We start from the raw sequence: 17,699 nt of genomic DNA on the forward strand, positions 1-17,699 counted from the left end.
AACGACTTAGATCCGGCTGCCAAAACCCTCATTCTATCATGCAGGCGCGCAGCGACCAGTAGCGTAATGTGATATCGGACGCACCTTCGAATCGCACCCGGGCCGGATGGTCAGGAAAATAGCGGCTGCTCATCACCCCTTCACCGTGATTGATGAAAATTTCAGTACTGGAGCGGTCGCAGAGAACGCGCAAATGGCTGACCTCGCCCTGCCAGTATCGGGTCAGCGTTTCACCAGTTTTCAGGCTCGCGCGTTCCAGGCGTATACCCTGCTCATCGACAGTGAGGCGCAGCGTGCCGCCAAAATCGACACTCACCTGCGATGCGCTCAGCTCAAACTCCAGGCGCGTCGCGTCCAGGTCCGGCGCCTCGCTGGCGCGCCCCTGCCAGCGCTGCTCATCTTCACGCAGCGCCGCCAGCTCGCGCGCCGGGGTCTGCCAGAGCCTGCCGTCTCGGTAGCGTAATTCGCGCGGACAGGTCATCTGGTGCATCCAGCCGTGCGTCCGGGTTGGCTGAAGCATCTCTTCCCCGTCCGGTACGCCCATCCAGCCGATCAGAATGCGTCGGCCGTCTTCAGCCAGCGTGGTTTGCGGGGCGTAAAACTCAAAGCCCGCGTCCAGCTCGTGCAGCTCGCCGTGATCGAATGCGACGTTTTCATAGTCAAACGCCCCGCTCATCCAGGTGGCCGGATAGGTGTTGAGATAGCGATGCGGCTCGCGGGCCAGCCCCTGCGGACAGCTGATCAGAACATGCGTTCCGTCGAGCGCGAACAGGTCCGGACACTCCCACATATAACCCGCGTCCGTCAGGCCGTTAACCCCGTGACCGGCGATTTCCCCGCAGGACGTCCAGGCGTGCAGATCGGCTGATTTAAACAGCAGCACCTTGCCGCGCTTTTGCACATCCTGCGCGCCGAGCACCATGTACCACATCCCGTCGTGCTGCCACACCTTTGGGTCGCGCACGTGGCCGGTGTAGCCTTCCGGCAGCGCCAGCACCGGCCCCAGCTTCTTAAAGGTTCCGTCGGGCTGTTCTACGGCCAGACACTGCCAGGCGGTGCGGCTGCCGTCATCAAACTTGACGTTGCCGGTGTAGCAAAGCGTCAGGACGCCGTGGTTGTCCACGGCGCTACCGGAGTAGCAGCCGTTGCGGTCATACTCTTCATCCGGCATCAGCGCCAGCGGCTCATGCCGCCAGTGCACCAGGTCCGCAGAGCTCCAGTGCCCCCAGCATTTAAACCGATGCTCGCAGTCCAGCGGGTTCCACTGATAGAACAGGTGGTAGCGGCCGGCAAACCAGATGAACCCGTTGGGATCGTTCATCAGCCCCGTCACCGGCGCGGGATGCCACTGCGGATAGTGGCTATCCGCAAGCGCCCGCGTCTGGCCTTTCATAACGGCCTGCAGTATCGCAGGCCAGCGGGAAGGTAACGTCATTATTCAGAGTCCGTTTTATATTTCAGCAGCAGTGAGACGGTAAACGCCACGCCGAAGGCAATCACCATACCGATAATATAGTTGAGCAGCGAGCTGGCCTGCACGATGGCCATGCCCGGAATAGCGGTCAACCCAACGGCGGTCATGTAAACATGGACAGATACCACCCAGGCCCCGCCCACCGCGCCGCCGATCAGCGCGGCGATAAACGGCTTAACGAAGCGCAGGTTGATACCAAAAATGGCCGCTTCGGTGATGCCCAGCATCGCAGAAAACGCCGACGGTAAGGTAATGGCTTTGATTTTGGCATCTTTGGTTTTGAACCACACCGCCAGACAGGCGCCGCCCTGCGCCACGTTCGCCATGGCCCAGATCGGCAGCAGGAAGTTCACGCCAATCGACGGGTTACCGAGCAGCCCGGCTTCAATCGCGTGGAAGCTGTGGTGAATACCGGTGATCACAATCACCGAGTAAAGCCCGCCGAACAGCAGCCCGGCCAGCCAGCCCGCGTGGGCGATCAGCGTGCTAAGAATAAAGGAGATACCATCACCTAAGGCGCGCCCCGCCGGGCCGATAATCAGCAAGGCGATAAAGCCGGAGATAACGACGGTGAGGAACGGCGTCAGGATCAGATCTAATGCGTCCGGGATCGCGCGGCGCAGGTTTTTCTCCACGATGCTCATAAACCAGACGGCCAGCAGCACCGGGAATACCGTGCCCTGATAGCCAATCATCGCGATCTCAAGGCCGAAGAAGTTCATGGTGTGGAAGCCCGACGCCACGCCCCAGGCGTTGGTCAGCGCCGGGTGGGTCAGAATACCGCCCAGCGTCGCGCCGAGATACGGGTTACCGCCAAATTCCCGCGCGGCGGTAAAGCCGATCAGAATAGGCAGAATGATAAACGCCGCGGAGCTGCACATGTCCAGCATGATGTAGATGGCGTTATCCGCATTGACCCAGCCGTAGGTTTTCACCATGCCGAGCAGGCCCATCAGCAGACCGGACGCCACAATCGCGGGAATGATCGGGACAAAGATATTGGAGAGCAGACGGGCAATGCGCTGGAACGGGTTCAGCTTGCGCGCCGCCAGATCTGCGGCCTCAGATTTACTGGATTCGCTAATCCCCGCCGCCTGAATAAACGCGGCGTAGACCTTGTTGACTACGCCCGTGCCAAAAATCACCTGCATCTGGCCGGCGTTACGAAAACAGCCTTTTACGCCGTCGACCTTACCGATCGCCTGCTGATCGGCAAGCGCGTCATCGACCAGCACCAGACGAAGACGCGTTGCGCAGTGCGCCGCGCTGGCGATATTTTCCTTGCCACCGAGCAGCGGAATAAGCTCGCGGGCGATTTGATTAAAATCCATAGATACCTCTGCCTGACTTCTTTTTATGATGTGCGAAACGCTCCCGCCAGGCGGGAGCGTGATGGGTTAAAACCAGGTTTCCATCTGGACCCCAAAGTTCCATTCCCCGCCGGCGTTGAAGCCGCTGCTGCCAAAGGCATCATCGCTGGCGTAATTATCCAGTTTGCTGCTCCAGTCCATCCAGGTGGCAAACAGGCGCAGCTCCGGACGGCTGAAGAAATCGCCGATTTTGCTCGCTTTTAACGTTGGAGCAAAGGTCAGCTTGTAGAAACTGCCGTTAACGGCGTTCCGGTCCTTGTAGCCTTCCGGATTTAAATCCATGTACTGATAGCTGCCCTCAAACGCCAGCGCGAAGTTCTGCGTCACCTCTTTGATCAGGCGGGTGTTGAGCGTTACCCACTCATAGCTATCGCCCTTGACGTAGCGATCTTTACTGCTCTGCGCCAGAACGGCGGGCGCAACGCTCCAGCCACCGCCGATCGGCGTGACACCGTAACTTGCGAAGCGCCAGGTATCCGCCTCAGAGAGCAGCGCGCCGTCGGAACCGATGCTTTTCACTTCCGCACCCAGCCCGTGACCGTACAGCAGCGCCGTTTTGGCGGTCCCTTCCCGCAGGCCGTAGAAGCTCTCGTTATGTAACCCGACCAGGGCATGAACACCGGTATTGGCGGCATCGGTTTTGATGAGATCGCCGTTGGTGTCTTTACGGTCGTCGTTATCCTTCGCACGCAGGCCGCTCACCATCAGCTGGAACGGTCCGGCGAAGTGGTTCATGCTGAGGATATAGTTCTGAACGTTATTGTCGGTCTGCTCCACGCTGCCGAAGTTGCGGCCGTAGATGGAGAAGTTGCTGCGCAGCGAATCGTTCCACTTCACGTCGTAGACGCCGCCGCCGGTACCGGCCAGGAACACCACGTCGGAGTCCAGCCAGTGAATATCAAAGTTGTCGCGGTCGAAGCGTTTACCCGCCCAGAAGGTGCTGCCCTTCAGCGCGCCGGTAAAATCAGGCAGGTTGCCCAGCTCCGCGAAGGCCTGGCGAATATTGAGATCGCTGGTATCGGCTGACCAGTCGTTATAGGTTCTCTGACCGTCGGCGAGCATCGCCTTAAAGCGCGTGGTCGCCCCGTTATCCAGAGTTTGTTTGTGCTCCAGGTTCAGCTCGACGTAGGTGTCGGCTTCGTTACCCAGACGCCCTACCGCACCGCCGGTTTCACCGGCCGGGGTCAGATAAGGACCGCTTTTGCTGCTGGAGGCCGCATCGTTCATCAGCAGGCCCGAGCGGGCGTAGCCGTGGAACTCAAACCCGCTGCTTTGATCCGCCTTCTTCTCCAGCGCGCTGGTGCGCTGCGCCACCGCCTGGGTTGTCGTTTGCGCCTGCTGCTGGGCGGCAACCAGCTGCTGCGTTTTTTGTTCCGCATCGGTGGCGCGCTTCTCAGCCACCTGCGCACGCGTTTCCGCCGCCTGGAGGCGCTGCTCCATCGCGGCAAGTCGCGCTTCGATACTTGTCATATCCGTTTGGGCAAAAACAGAGGTACTTCCGGCCAGCATGCCTATCATCACGGCAAGTCTGCGTTTTTTATACATTTTGTCGCATCCCTAAAAGAAGTCATTAAACGTGCTAAATTGCTAAACCGGTTTAGGTTGCTGATACTAAACCTCTGAATTTTGTATCGGCAATCTTTTTTGCTAAACCGTTTTAGTAAGTGTGATCGAGGCGACAATTCAGGCCGCCGGATGGCGGCCAGGAGAGGAAAAATTACAGGTCGTGCTGCCAGGGCAATGCAGTCATCGCCCCTTTGGCCGTGGTGGCTAATGCGCCGCAGCGCTGGGCAAGCGCGATGACCGGCGTCAGGTCCTGTCCAGCGGCCAGCCCGTAAAGCAGCCCGGCAACGAAGGCGTCGCCCGCGCCGGTGGTATCGACACACTCTACGGGCGTAGCCGGATAGTGTTTTACGGTACCCTGATGCCAGGCGATCACGCCCTCCTTGCCCTGGGTGACCAGCACCAGACGCGCCGGACAGCGCGCCATCAGCCTGTCCAGACCGACGTTTACCTCGACATTTCCGGTTAAAAACGCCAGCTCTTCGACGGAGAGTTTCACCACGTCGGCGCTCTGCAGGGCCTGCTCCAGGCAGCGACGCAGCTCGTTCTCATCCGGCCAGAGATCTGGGCGAATATTGGGGTCGAAGCTGACGTAACCGCCCGCCTCGCGAATGGTGGCCATCGCCTCAAACGTCGCAGAACGGCTCGGCTCTGCGCTTAACGCGATGGAACAGACGTGTAGCCATTCCCCGGCGCTGAACGTCGGCAGATCGGCGGATTCGAGAAACAGATCGGCGCTCGGGCGCACCATAAAGGTAAACGAGCGTTCGCCGTGCTCGTCGAGATCGACCACCACCGTTGAGGTGCGGTGCGCCGGGTCAAGGCGCATAGACTTCACGTCGACCTTTTCGTCAGCGAGCGTTTTCGCCATAAAGCGCCCGAATGGATCGTCGCCAACCCTGCCGATAAAGGCGCTCTGGCCGCCCAGGCGGGCAATACCGACCGCAACGTTTGCCGGTGCGCCGCCGGGACACTGCAGCAATCTGCCTTCTCCATCGGGCAGCAAATCCACCACCGCATCGCCAAGTACCCAGATTTTTTTCATGTGATCCTCGCAGCTAAACAATGTTAAACCGTTTTAGCTATTTAAGCACAGGCAGGACGAAGGGGAAATAACGCGGGAGGAAAATTGGCTAACGCACCAGATGCGGCCAGTGAATATCACCGACGCCATTAAGCTGCGGACGGGCAAACAGAAAGCCCTGGAAGCGGCGGATACCGGCAGATTCCAGCCAGCACCACTCCTCTATCTTCTCGATCCCTTCGGCCACAAGGGTAATTTCGAGGTCCGAGCAGCAGCTGATGATGGAGCGCACAATCGCCTGCTTAGGGCCGCTCAGGTGGATATTGCTGACAATTTCGCGGTCGATCTTAATTTTGTCCGGCTGAAAGCGAGTCAGCAGCGAAAGGCCGGCATAGCCGGAACCGAAATCATCGATTGCCAGGCCAACGCCCTCGCCGCGAAGCTGCTTGATAGCGCTGTTGAACTGGTTAAGCCCGGATATCATCTCGTTTTCAGTCACTTCAATGACCACCTGCTCCGGCTGAAGGCCATGCAGTTTAATCTGCTCGACCAGAAATTCCACTGCGCCAGGAACATTCACCAGCGACATCGGCAGCAGGTTTACCGCAATTTTATGGCTGCCAATACCCAGTTTTTTTGCCAGCGCAAAGGCATACGCTTTCGTCTGGAGATCGACTTCGTAAATTTTGTCCGGATCGAGGGTGCTGAAGAAATGCTCAGGGCTGCCGCCGTCGTTGCCGCGGATGAGGGCTTCAAGAGAGCTGATCTTCCCTTCAGAGGGCTCAACGATGGGCTGGAGTGCGAACTGACAGGTTTGATTAGCCATCAGGCCCAGACTCGCGCCAAAGGGTGACGCTTCCGACGAAAGCGACCATTTTTCTGGAGCGTAGCGTGCTCCCGACGGGGATGGGCGTCTGCCCGTAATAAATGTCTGAATGAATTTGAACACCCGATCGTCGGAGGTCAGATAGCTGTCCAGCTTGCTGTAATGCAGAACCGAATGCAGCACCTCTTTCGGCGACTGGGTTTGGAGATCGAAAAGCAGCATACCGACGTTTTCGAACCGTCTGCGCGGACCATAGTCCCGCAGCAGTTCAACCACCCCACTGTGCCGCTTGTCATCCCGAATTTTATGAAACAGCGTAACCACGCTCTCTTCCGACCCTTCGAGGATTTGCAGAACATCATTGCCTTTTGCGAGCAGAACTCCGGTGATGCTCTGGTTGGCATTGCGGATCCGGGCGCGCTCTACCAGCTCCCGCAGCTCGGTGGAGGGGCGGGATAAATTCAACTGGCTTCGGTAAATCAGCGTGGTCAGCACAAAAAAGGGTTCCGGAGTGAGAAAGGTGCCTTAAAGCTACTGTTTAACATACTTTATCAATGCGACCTAACATATTCACACTAAAAGGGAACGTTACCTTTCCGCGTCCCCAATGTGACTGTCTATCCTCTCCTGCATATAGTCGTAGAACGGATTCGAGGTGACGCGCATCAGCGCCTCTTTGCCGACGCTCAACACGGACGTTTCGCCCCAGAGCGCAATCGTCCCCAGGCTGATGCCGTAGCGGTTTTTCACAACAGGCTCACGGCCATACAGATCGTCATCCGGCGGGAACGGGACCGCAACATGCGACAGCGAATAGACATCCTGCGGCCAGGCCTGCGCAAGCGGCACGACCGTCTCCCGGGTGCTGCCGGCCGGGGTGATTTTCGCCACCGTCGAGAAGCTGTGTGCGTCCGAATTGGTAATAATCGTGACACCGTAACACCTCTGCGCAACCGGCAGCAGCGCCGAAGTTGCCGTCCACGACGACGGTTTGAACAGCGGTCGGAAGCTGGCTGCCTGATTGATATCAAACACCACCAGCTCGCTGCCGTTTGCCGGAAGCTGGTCAAACAGGCCGGTCACCACCGCGCGGGTGCTGACCGTGGAATCCATGACCGACTGAAACGCCAGGATCGGCGGCAAATTCGCCAGCCTGTTCTCCCGCGCCTCGCGGCCGATTTGCTCCTGCAGGGCCTTCGTCAGCAGCCATGACTGGCGGGCGGCGTTCACCGGGAACGAGTTATATTTGTACGGATTATATTCCGGAGAGATATTCAGCCACGCCGCTTTGGCAAACGCCGGCAGCAGCGCCGGTAGCCCGGCGAAACCGGCAAAGCGTGCAAAAGCCGTCACGCCGATCATCGGTGAGAGCAGTATCACCTGCTGCGGTCGACGAAGCGCAGGCGCGTCCAGCGCATCGAGGGTATATTTCATCGCCAGCGCCCCGCCGTTGGAGTAGCCCACCAGATGCAGAGGCACTGACTCACCCGCCAGACGCGTGGCTTCCCGCACCGCAAGACGCGTCGCTGCCAGCCACATCTCCCAGTCGACGTCCGTCAGCGCGCCGGGCGCGGTGCCGTGCCCGGGCAGGCGCGGGACCACGGCCACAAAGCCGTGCTGTTGATAGTTCACGGCAAGGCGTCGGACGCTGTAGGGCGAGTCCGTCAAACCGTGCAGCAGCACTACCGCGCCGCGCGGCTTTCCGGCAGGCATCAGCACAAAGGAGCGGTTGGCATCGGGCGTAAACTGACCGGGCCACACCAGGCTCTGGCGGTAGTAACGGTTTAACGGGGTTTGTTCCTCGCCCGCTGTTTTCGCCGTCACCGCATTATCAAGATCGGCGAAAATAGCGTTTTCCCGCGCGATATACCCGGCAAAATTGGCGTTATCCATCTCGCGCACGGACATCTCATCGGCCCGCCAGGTATGCCACAGGTGCAGTTCCGGCCCCTGCTGGGAGAGATACGCCCGCACCGCCAGCAGGACGACCAGGACGATCCCGACGACAATCCCTATTTTCTTTGCAAGCGCCATCAGGCGCACGCTGATTCGCCAGGGCAGATTTGCCATGCCGGGATCCCTTTTATATTCACAGTACATCTATCTTATCAAAAATGTGAACGGACTGACGGATTCACTAAATTCATACCTGCCTGCTCAGCCGGTGCACCAAAAGTGAACTACGCTGCACAAATGTTGAGCATTGGTTAAACAAATATTGCATGAAGTTTACCGCGCAGCGGGTTTTATCCGCCCTGTGAACATGGCACGCGTCATGCATTGTTAACCAGGTAACAAAAACTCAGCCATTGACAGCCTGTTAACAGCGAGGCGGTATGACGACGAAACCTGAGATGTTGAGCCGTATCGAAGCGACGTTCAGCCAGCTCACGCCCAGCGAAAAGCGGGTCGGAAGCTGGCTGCTGGCGCACGCCGCGCAAATCCCGTTTGAAACGGCGGAGAGCGTCGGTCAGGCGAGCGGGACCAGCGGAATTACCGTCGGACGCTTCCTGCGCAAGCTGGGGTATCGCAACCTGGAAGATGCCAAAAAAAGCCTGCGCGATCCGTATCAGCCCTGGGGCATGAACGAGCGGCTGGACTCCTGGCAGCAGCAGCGCCCCCTTTCCAGCCGCCTTCAGCACGCCCTATCGCTGGAAGTGGATGCCATCACGCAGGTATACCAGCTGGCGCAAACGGACGCCTTCCGTCAGGTGGTGCACAACCTCGCCCACGCCGACGCGGTGTTTGTGCTGGGGATCCAGTCCACGCGCGGGATTGCCAACGCTTTCTTCAGCCACCTCGAGTACCTCCGCCCGCGCGTGAGCTATTCGGAGGGGGCTTCCGGCAGCTGGGTGGAATCCCTCAACTCGGGGTTTGCGCACCCGTACGTCGTGCTGACCGATACGCGCACCTACTCCGCGATGGCCCGTCAGTACTGCCGCGTCGCCAGCGAGAAAGGCATTCCGCTGGCCTTGATCACCGACATCTGGTGCCCGTGGGCGCGGGATTACCCGATGGATTTACTGCAGGTGAAAACCGATACCGGTCACTTCTGGGATTCGCTTGCCCCCGTGAGCTGTCTGTTCAACCTGCTGCTGTCGGGCGTGGTGGAAGCGCTGGGTGATGCGCTCCCGGCGCGTCTGGCGGTAAACCGGCAATTACAACAAGAGTTTGGTCAATTCGAACGCTAAAGGAGCGGAGCTATGCCCGAAGAGAGTGAACTGATTGATGTGGCGAAGACGTTTCCCGCGCTGCATATCGATCTGAAGTACGCCACCGCCGACAACATCACCGGCCGCCCGATCTATCAGGAGTCGCTGTGCCTGCTGCATACCGATGCGGCCACCGCGCTGGCAAAAGCCATCAGCATTGCCTCGCTGGCCGGGCTGAAGCTGGTGGTGTACGACGCCTATCGGCCGCAGCAGGCGCAGGCCCAGCTGTGGGATGCCTGCCCGAACCCGGAGTACGTGGTCGACGTGGCGATTGGCTCCAATCACAGCCGCGGTACGGCCATCGACGTCACCCTGATGGATGAACATAACGCCGTGCTGGATATGGGTGCCGGTTTTGACGAAATGCACGACCGCTCGCATCCGTATCACCCCTCCGTGCCGCCGCACGCCCAGCGCAACCGTCTGCTGTTGAACGCCATCATGTTTGGCGGCGGTTTTGTCGGTATCAGCAGCGAATGGTGGCACTTCGAACTGCCGAACGCCGCCAGCTACCCGCTGCTTGACGACCGTTTTGCCTGTTTTCCCCTGACGCACACTTCTCTCTAAACCTGGAGCACTGCCATGAAAACATCGCTTCTCTCGACGCTGATCGCCGCCACGCTGGCCCTGAGCGCACCGCTGGCGCTGGCTGCCGTCCCGAAAGATATGCTGGCGATCGGTAAAGCCGCCGACCCGCAAACGCTCGATCCTGCCATCACTATTGATAACAACGACTGGACCGTCACCTATCCGTCCTACCAGCGTCTGGTCAAGTACAAGCCAGGCTCTACCGAGGTGGAGGGCGATCTGTCCACGGGCTGGAAGGCGTCCGACGACCAGAAAGAGTGGACCTTTACCCTGGCGGATAACGCGAAATTCTCCGACGGTACGCCGGTCACCGCCGAGGCGGTAAAACTCTCCTTTGAGCGCCTGCTGAAGCTCGGTCAGGGGCCGTCTGAAGCCTTCCCGAAAGACCTGAAAATTGATGTCGTCGATGACCATACGGTGAAGTTCACCCTCAGCCAGCCTTTCGCGCCTTTCCTCTACACGCTGGCAAACGACGGGGCGTCCATCATTAATCCGGCGGTGCTGAAGGCCAACGCGGCAGATGATGCGCGCGGTTTTCTGGCGCAAAACACCGCCGGTTCCGGGCCGTTTATGCTGAAAAGCTGGCAGAAAGGCCAGCAGCTGATCCTGGTGCCTAACCCCCACTGGCAGGGTGAAAAACCGCACTTTAAGCGCGTCTCGGTGAAAATTATCGGAGAGAGCGCCTCGCGCCGACTGCAGCTTTCCCGCGGCGATCTGGACATTGCCGACTCCCTGCCGGTCGATCAGCTCGCGGCCCTGAAGCAGGAAGGCAAAGTCGCCGTCGCGGAATACCCGTCCCTGCGCGTGACTTACCTCTATCTCAACAACGGCAAAGCGCCGCTCAATCAGGTGGATTTACGCCGGGCCATCTCCTGGGCGACGGATTACCAGGGCATGGTGAAAGGCATTCTGAGCGGCAACGGCAAGCAGATGCGCGGCCCGATCCCGGAAGGCATGTGGGGCTATGACGCCACGGCAATGCAGTACAGCTTTGACGAGGCCAAAGCCAAAGCCGCGCTGGAGAAGGTCAAAGACAAACCCGCCAGCCTGACCTTCCTCTACTCGGATAACGATCCGAACTGGGAGCCTATCGCCCTCTCCACTCAGGGCAGCCTCGGCAAGATTGGCATTAGCGTCAAGCTGGAAAAACTGGCCAATGCCACCATGCGCGACCGCGTCGGAAAAGGCGATTACGACATTGCCATCGGCAACTGGAGTCCGGACTTTGCCGACCCGTACATGTTCATGAACTACTGGTTCGAATCGGACAAAAAAGGGCTGCCGGGCAACCGCTCGTTCTATGAGAACAAAGAGGTGGATTCGCTCCTGCAGGCCGCGCTGAAAACCACCGACCAGGCGGAACGCACCAAAGATTACCAGCAGGCGCAGAAGGTGGTTATCGACGAGGCGGCCTACGTTTATCTGTTCCAGAAAAACTACCAGCTGGCGATGAACAAAGAGGTCAAAGGCTTCACCTTTAATCCAATGCTCGAGCAGGTGTTCAACATCGCCACCATGAGCAAGTAACCGTTTCGCCGGGGGAAAGCGTATGACGTTCTGGAGCATAGTGCGCCAGCGCTGCTGGGGGTTAATCCTGGTGGTGGCCGGTGTCTGTATTATCACCTTTATTATTTCACACCTGATCCCCGGCGATCCGGCCCGTCTGCTGGCCGGCGACCGCGCCAGCGACGAAATCGTGCAGAACATCCGCCAGCAGCTAGGGCTGGATCGGCCGCTGTACGTTCAGTTTGGCCGCTACGTGGACGCTCTGGCCCACGGTGATCTAGGCACGTCCATCCGTACCGGACGCCCGGTTGCGGAAGACCTGAAGGCCTTTTTCCCCGCTACGCTGGAGCTGGCCTTTTGTTCTCTGCTGCTGGCACTGGTCATCGGCGTGCCGCTGGGGATTTTGTCGGCGGTCTACCGCAACCGCTGGCTGGATCACCTGGTGCGTTTAATGGCGATGACCGGGATCTCCACGCCGGCCTTCTGGCTCGGGCTGGGCGTCATCGTGCTGTTCTACGGGCACCTGCAGATCCTGCCGGGCGGCGGCAGGCTGGACGACTGGCTCGATCCGCCGACGCGCGTCACCGGCTTTTATCTGCTGGACGCGCTGCTGGAGGGCAACGGTGAGGTCTTTTTCAACGCGCTTCAGCACCTGATTTTACCCTCGCTGACGCTGGCGTTTGTTCACCTGGGCATCGTGGCGCGCCAGGTCCGCTCGGCGATGCTGGAGCAGCTCAGCGAGGACTACATCCGCACCGCGCGGGCCAGCGGCCTGCCCGGCTGGTATATCGTCCTGCGCTACGCCCTGCCGAATGCGATGATCCCGTCCATCACCGTGCTCGGGCTGGCGCTGGGCGATCTGCTTTACGGCGCCGTGCTGACCGAAACCGTCTTTGCCTGGCCGGGCATGGGCGCCTGGGTGGTGACGTCCATTCAGGCGCTCGATTTCCCTGCCGTGATGGGCTTTGCCGTCGTCGTTTCGCTGGCCTACGTGCTGGTTAATCTGGTGGTCGATCTGCTTTACCTGTGGATTGACCCGCGAATCGGGCGCGGAGGTGCCGAATGATGTTAACGCAGGAAACGCCCGTCCCGGCTAAAACCGCCGGACAACGCATCAACTGGGCAAAGCTGTTCTGGATGCTGCGTCAAAGCCCGCTCACCATCGTTGGCGGCGTCATTATGATTGCGATGCTCTTCCTGATGGTGGCCTCGCCGTGGATCGTGCCGCATGACCCGAACGCGCTGGATTTGACCGCACGCCTGCAGGCGCCGTCTGCGCAACACTGGTTTGGTACCGATGAGGTGGGACGCGATCTGTTCAGCCGCGTGCTGGCGGGCAGCCAGCAGTCGATTACCGCCGGGCTGGCGGTGGTGGCGATTGCGGGCGGCATCGGCTCGCTTCTGGGCTGTCTGTCCGGCGTGCTGGGCGGGCGCGGCGACGCCGTCATCATGCGGGTGATGGACATTATGCTCTCGATACCTTCCCTGGTGCTGACCATGGCGCTGGCCGCCGCGCTCGGGCCGAGCCTGTTCAACGCCATGCTTGCGATTGCGATTGTCCGCATCCCGTTTTACGTCCGCCTGGCCCGCGGGCAAACCCTGGTGGTGCGCCAGTTTACCTACGTCCAGGCCGCCCGCACCTTTGGCGCGTCCCGCTGGCATTTGATCCGCTGGCATATCCTGCGCAACGCCCTTCCGCCGCTGATCGTGCAGGCTTCGCTGGACATCGGCAGCGCCATTCTGATGGCCGCCACGCTGGGGTTTATCGGCCTGGGCGCGCAGCAGCCGACTGCCGAATGGGGCGCGATGGTGGCCGTTGGCCGGAACTACGTCCTGGACCAGTGGTGGTACTGCGCCTTTCCCGGTGCGGCGATTTTGATTACCGCCGTAGGCTTTAACCTGTTTGGCGACGGTATCCGCGATCTGCTGGACCCGAAATCGGGAGGGAAACAGTAATGACCGAATCGGTACTGAGTATTGAAGACCTGCACCTGAGCTTCCCGATATTTCGCGGTGAGGTCCACGCGCTGAACCACGTCTCGCTGGAGATCGGCAGGGGCGAAATCGTCGGCGTGGTGGGCGAGTCGGGATCGGGTAAATCCGTGACCGCCATGCTCGCCATGCGGCTGCTGCCGCAAGGAAGCTACCGCATTCATCACGGTCAGGTGAAGTTACTAGGTGAAAACGTCCTGACGGCGTCCGAGAAGCAGCTTCGCCAGTGGCGCGGTGCGCGAGTGGCGATGATTTTTCAGGAGCCCATGACCGCCCTCAACCCGACGCGGCGGATTGGCAAACAGATGGTGGAGGTGATCCGCCAGCATCAGCCGCTCTCGCGGCGCGAGGCGCAGCAGAAGGCGATTACCCTGCTGGAAGAGATGCAAATCCCGGACGCGAAGCAGGTCATGGCGCGTTATCCGTTTGAACTCTCCGGCGGCATGCGCCAGCGGGTGATGATCGCCCTTGCCTTCTCCTGCGAGCCGGAGCTGATCATCGCCGACGAACCGACCACCGCGCTGGACGTTACCGTCCAGCTCCAGGTGCTGCGCCTGCTGAAGCATAAGGCGCGGGCCAGCGGGACCTCGGTGCTGTTTATCAGCCACGACATGGCCGTGGTGTCGCAGCTATGCGACAGAATGTACGTGATGTACGCGGGCAGCGTGATCGAGAGCGGTGCCACGCAAACGCTGATCGACCATCCCGTGCATCCCTACTCCATCGGCCTGCTGCGGTGCGCGCCGGAACACGGCCAGCCGCGCGCCCCGCTTCCCGCCATCCCCGGCACGGTGCCCAACCTCAGCCAGCTCCCGCCGGGATGCGCGTTCCGCGAGCGCTGCTTTGCCGCCGGGGCGAAATGCAGCGAAACGCCGCGCTTAGCGCCCACTGGTGCAGAAGGCCAACAGGCTGCCTGCTGGTATCCGCAACGGGAGAAATACCATGACTGATGTACTGCTGGAACTGGATAGCGTGCACGTGAACTTTGCGGCGCGCAAAAACTGGCTGGGGCGCGTGACGGAACAGGTCCATGCCCTCAACGGGCTCGATCTTCAGATCCGTCGGGGGGAAACGCTGGGCATTGTCGGGGAATCAGGCTGCGGGAAAAGCACGCTGGCCCAGCTGCTGATGGGCATGCTTAAGCCCAGCACCGGCGCGTGCCAGCGGGCGCACCACGCGGGCGGCATGCAGATGGTGTTTCAGGATCCGCTCTCCTCGCTCGACCCGCGATTGCCGGTCTGGCGCATCATCACCGAGCCGGTGTGGGTGCAAAAACGCAGCAGCGAGCGCGCGCGCCGTCAGCTGGCTGAAAACCTGGCGCTGCAGGTTGGCATTCGCCCGGAATATCTCGACAGGCTTCCGCACGCATTCTCCGGCGGGCAGCGCCAGCGCATCGCCATCGCCCGGGCGCTCTCGTCCGACCCCGATATTATCGTGCTTGATGAACCCACCAGCGCGCTGGATATCTCCGTGCAGGCGCAGATCCTCAACCTGCTGGTGACCCTGCAGCAGCAGCGTAATCTGACCTACGTGTTAATCTCGCATAACGTCTCGGTGGTCAGACACATGAGCGACCGCGTGGCGGTGATGTACCTCGGGCAGATTGTGGAGCTGGGCAGCGCCGCGCAGGTGCTTGGCGAGCCGCGCCATCCCTACACCCGTCTGCTGCTCGACTCGGTTCCCCGCACCGGTGAACCGCTGGATGAAAATCTGGCCTTGCGCAAAACGGAGCTTCCCGGCAACCGTCACCTGCCCGAGGGCTGTTTTTTCCGCGACCGTTGCCCGATGGCAGCGCAGGGGTGTGAGCATCCCCAGCCGTTACAGCCCTCTCGCGAGGGCCGTGACGTCCGCTGCTGGCGCAGTCTGGGTTAGATTTGGGCCATTCCGCCGTCCACAAACAGCTCGGTGGCGTTAATAAAGCTGGCCGCGTCGGAGGCCAGAAACGCCACCGCTTTCCCCACCTCGCCCGGCGCGCCTAAGCGCCCAAGCGGTACCTGAGCGGCCAGCGCGTCGTACAGACCCTGACGGTGCTCTTCCGGCACCAGATCGCCGAGACCCGGGGTTTTGATCGGGCCCGGGCTTACCACGTTGACGCGGATTCCGCGGCCCTGCAAATCCAGCGCCCAGGAGCGGGCAAAGTTGCGCACGGCGGCCTTGCTGGCGCTGTAGACGCTGAAGTTGGCCGTCCCTTTAATCGACACCGTCGAGCCGGTCAGAATAATCGACGAACCGGTGGATAGCAGCGGCAGCGCCTTCTGCACCGTAAACAGCACCCCGCGAACGTTGGTGCCAAAAATCCTGTCAAACTGCTCTTCGGTGATCGCGCCCAGCGGCAGCATATCGCCGCCACCGGCATTGGCGAACAGAATATCGAGGCGGCCTTCTTCTTTGGCTATCCGGGCATAAACCTCATCCAGATCGGCAAGCTTAGAGACGTCCGCGCGAATGCCCACTGCCGTTGAAGCAATTTCTGCGACCGCCGCGTCAAGCTCGGCCTGACGACGACCGGTGATATACACCTTCGCGCCCTGTGCCGCCAGCTCCTGCGCCGTGGCAAGACCGATACCGGTGCTGCCGCCGGTGACCAGTGCGATTTTTCCTGAGAGAGTCGTGTTCATGTCATTTACCTTTTGTTGGGTTTGCGTTGAACAAACTTTAGCCCTTGCGGCATTAGTTAAAAACAGGCAAAAATGAAAATGACTATTCACATACAGAAATAATCCGAGGTCATCATGGACCAGCTCATGGCGATGCGCGCCTTTACGCGGGTCGTAGAGTCCGGCAGCTTTACCCGCGCGGCGGACTCGCTGAATATGCCGATCGCCACGCTGAGCAAACTGGTTAAATCGCTTGAGGCGCACCTGGAGATACGCCTTCTGCACCGCACCACTCGCCGGGTGGTCGCGACGCCTGAAGGGATGGAATACTATGAAAAAGCGCTCAGGGTGCTGATTGATATCGAAGATATCGACACCTCGTTTCGCGTTTCCCGCGCGACGCCAAAAGGTCATTTGCGGGTTGACGTGGGCGGATCCACCGCCCGGGACGTGCTCATTCCCCTGCTGCCGGATTTTATGCAGCGCTATCCGGAGATCCGCATCGACCTTGGCGTGGCCGACCGGCCGGTCGATCTCATCAGCGGTAACGTAGACTGCGTGATCCGCGGCGGTCCGCTGGACGATTCAACCCTCATCGCCCGTCATCTCGGTAACGCCGAAATGGTCACCTGCGCGACGCCGGGTTACCTGAGAAATCACGGCGTTCCGGCCTATCCGCAGGAGCTGCGCAACGGCCACAAGCTGATTAGCTATCTCTCGCCCGTCACCGGACGGCCGTTTCCGTTTCGCTTCCGGCAGAAAGGCGAGGCGCTGGAAATCAACATTCCGCACTATCTCGGCGTCAATGAAAGTAATGCCCATCTGGCGGCTGCCGCGGCGGGGCTGGGGATCGTTCAAACCTTTGAGTATTCGGCAAAGTCGTATCTGCAGGCGGGAACGCTGGCGGCTATCCTGGGCGACTGGCGCCCTGCCGCGTATCCGTTTCATGTGGTTTACCCGCAGAACCGGCATTTGACGCACCGCCTGAAGGTGTTTATCGCCTGGCTGGCGGAGGTGTTCCCCGCCGCGCTGAAGGGATAGCCGGGCGCAAACCCGGCTGTGGCTTAATTGAGCTTATAGTCCAGGGTAATCTCGGCTTTCAGGAGTTGCGAGACCGGACAGCCCGCTTTTGCTTTCTGAATAATGCCGTCGAACTGCTGCGGGGCAATGCCTGGAACGGTCACCTTGCTATTCAGGGCAACCTTAGTGATGGCAAAGCCGCCGTCGGTTTTATCCAGAGAGACGTCCGCGGTGGTATCAATGGAATCGGCGGTATAGCCCGCTTCCCCGAGCATCAGCGACAGCGCCATTGAGAAACAGGCCGCGTGTGCCGCGCCGATCAGCTCTTCGGGGTTGGTCCCCTTTTCCCCCTCAAAGCGGGTATTGAAACCATAAGGCTGCTGATTGAGAACGCCGCTCTCGGTGGAAACCGTTCCTTTTCCGCGCTTAATGTCGCCAGACCAGTGTGCCGAACCGTGCTTATGAATAGTCATTCTTGCTCTCCTTTTGGCTTACAAAGGGTTAAGTATAGACTACGCATCTGCCCC

16 protein-coding genes are annotated in these 17,699 nt (G+C 60.1%); 8 read left to right on the top strand and 8 right to left on the bottom strand.

All coding sequences use genetic code 11. From position 1 onward, the window contains the following. Positions 1 to 28: 28 nt before the first annotated feature. From F0320_RS11020 to F0320_RS11045, 6 genes are all read right to left on the bottom strand, one after another. Entirely contained in the window at positions 29 to 1,435 is a 1,407-nt protein-coding gene (locus F0320_RS11020) for a sucrose-6-phosphate hydrolase (protein ID WP_126328567.1), read from the bottom strand. After that, entirely contained in the window at positions 1,435 to 2,805 is a 1,371-nt protein-coding gene (locus F0320_RS11025; RefSeq protein ID WP_023619263.1) for a sucrose-specific PTS transporter subunit IIBC, read from the bottom strand. Before F0320_RS11025 ends, F0320_RS11020 begins: the two co-directional genes overlap by 1 nt. Before the next feature lie 66 nt (positions 2,806 to 2,871). Further along, entirely contained in the window at positions 2,872 to 4,389 is a 1,518-nt protein-coding gene (locus tag F0320_RS11030) for a carbohydrate porin (protein WP_126328568.1), read from the bottom strand. A gap of 172 nt (positions 4,390 to 4,561) precedes the next feature. Next, on the bottom strand, positions 4,562 to 5,452 hold the full coding sequence (locus tag F0320_RS11035; RefSeq protein WP_126328569.1) for an aminoimidazole riboside kinase: 891 nt from the start codon (positions 5,450 to 5,452) through the stop codon (positions 4,562 to 4,564). An 88-nt stretch (positions 5,453 to 5,540) separates the two neighbouring features. Continuing rightward, a complete protein-coding gene (locus tag F0320_RS11040; RefSeq protein ID WP_126328570.1) occupies positions 5,541 to 6,752 on the bottom strand; it encodes a diguanylate phosphodiesterase in 1,212 nt (403 codons plus the stop codon). Between the two features lie 93 nt (positions 6,753 to 6,845). Continuing rightward, entirely contained in the window at positions 6,846 to 8,327 is a 1,482-nt protein-coding gene (locus tag F0320_RS11045; RefSeq protein WP_126328571.1) for an alpha/beta hydrolase, read from the bottom strand. Positions 8,328 to 8,593: 266 nt separating this feature from the next. On the opposite strand from F0320_RS11045, the gene F0320_RS11050 reads away from it, so the two are divergent. From F0320_RS11050 to F0320_RS11080, 7 genes are read left to right on the top strand one after another with little or no spacing between them, the layout of a single operon-like run. Next, on the top strand, positions 8,594 to 9,448 hold the full coding sequence (locus tag F0320_RS11050) for a MurR/RpiR family transcriptional regulator (RefSeq protein WP_126328572.1): 855 nt from the start codon (positions 8,594 to 8,596) through the stop codon (positions 9,446 to 9,448). 12 nt (positions 9,449 to 9,460) lie between these two features. After that, positions 9,461 to 10,036 carry a D-alanyl-D-alanine dipeptidase gene (gene ddpX / locus F0320_RS11055; protein ID WP_149323778.1) on the top strand — a complete coding sequence of 192 codons (576 nt, stop codon included), beginning with the start codon at positions 9,461 to 9,463 and terminating at the stop codon, positions 10,034 to 10,036. A gap of 15 nt (positions 10,037 to 10,051) precedes the next feature. After that, positions 10,052 to 11,584, top strand: a complete 1,533-nt coding sequence (locus F0320_RS11060; RefSeq protein WP_126328574.1) for an ABC transporter substrate-binding protein — start codon at positions 10,052 to 10,054, stop codon at positions 11,582 to 11,584. 22 nt (positions 11,585 to 11,606) lie between these two features. Next, the gene (locus F0320_RS11065) at positions 11,607 to 12,629 is read left to right on the top strand and encodes an ABC transporter permease (RefSeq protein WP_126328575.1); all 1,023 of its coding nucleotides are present in this window, start codon (positions 11,607 to 11,609) and stop codon (positions 12,627 to 12,629) included. After that, positions 12,626 to 13,519 carry a D,D-dipeptide ABC transporter permease gene (ddpC, locus tag F0320_RS11070; protein ID WP_126328576.1) on the top strand — a complete coding sequence of 298 codons (894 nt, stop codon included), beginning with the start codon at positions 12,626 to 12,628 and terminating at the stop codon, positions 13,517 to 13,519. The genes F0320_RS11065 and ddpC overlap by 4 nt, the downstream gene beginning before the upstream one ends. Further along, complete coding sequence (locus F0320_RS11075; protein WP_126328577.1) at positions 13,519 to 14,505, top strand: ABC transporter ATP-binding protein; 987 nt, start codon at positions 13,519 to 13,521, stop codon at positions 14,503 to 14,505. Before ddpC ends, F0320_RS11075 begins: the two co-directional genes overlap by 1 nt. Beyond that, complete coding sequence (locus F0320_RS11080) at positions 14,498 to 15,427, top strand: ABC transporter ATP-binding protein (RefSeq protein ID WP_149323779.1); 930 nt, start codon at positions 14,498 to 14,500, stop codon at positions 15,425 to 15,427. The genes F0320_RS11075 and F0320_RS11080 overlap by 8 nt, the downstream gene beginning before the upstream one ends. On the opposite strand, the gene F0320_RS11085 is transcribed toward F0320_RS11080, so the two are convergent. Further along, positions 15,424 to 16,173 carry an SDR family NAD(P)-dependent oxidoreductase gene (locus tag F0320_RS11085; protein ID WP_126328579.1) on the bottom strand — a complete coding sequence of 250 codons (750 nt, stop codon included), beginning with the start codon at positions 16,171 to 16,173 and terminating at the stop codon, positions 15,424 to 15,426. The two genes, F0320_RS11080 and F0320_RS11085, sit on opposite strands and share 4 nt — an antisense overlap. Positions 16,174 to 16,287: 114 nt before the next feature. On the opposite strand from F0320_RS11085, the gene F0320_RS11090 reads away from it, so the two are divergent. Beyond that, positions 16,288 to 17,193 carry a LysR family transcriptional regulator gene (locus F0320_RS11090; protein ID WP_126328580.1) on the top strand — a complete coding sequence of 302 codons (906 nt, stop codon included), beginning with the start codon at positions 16,288 to 16,290 and terminating at the stop codon, positions 17,191 to 17,193. Positions 17,194 to 17,216: 23 nt separating this feature from the next. Here the strand turns inward: F0320_RS11090 and F0320_RS11095 are convergent, their stop codons facing one another. Next, the gene (locus tag F0320_RS11095; protein WP_045326427.1) at positions 17,217 to 17,645 is read right to left on the bottom strand and encodes an OsmC family protein; all 429 of its coding nucleotides are present in this window, start codon (positions 17,643 to 17,645) and stop codon (positions 17,217 to 17,219) included. Positions 17,646 to 17,699 lie beyond the last annotated feature (54 nt).

Origin of the sequence: Enterobacter dykesii, assembly GCF_008364625.2 — a bacterium.
GTDB classification, from domain to species: domain Bacteria; phylum Pseudomonadota; class Gammaproteobacteria; order Enterobacterales; family Enterobacteriaceae; genus Enterobacter; species Enterobacter dykesii.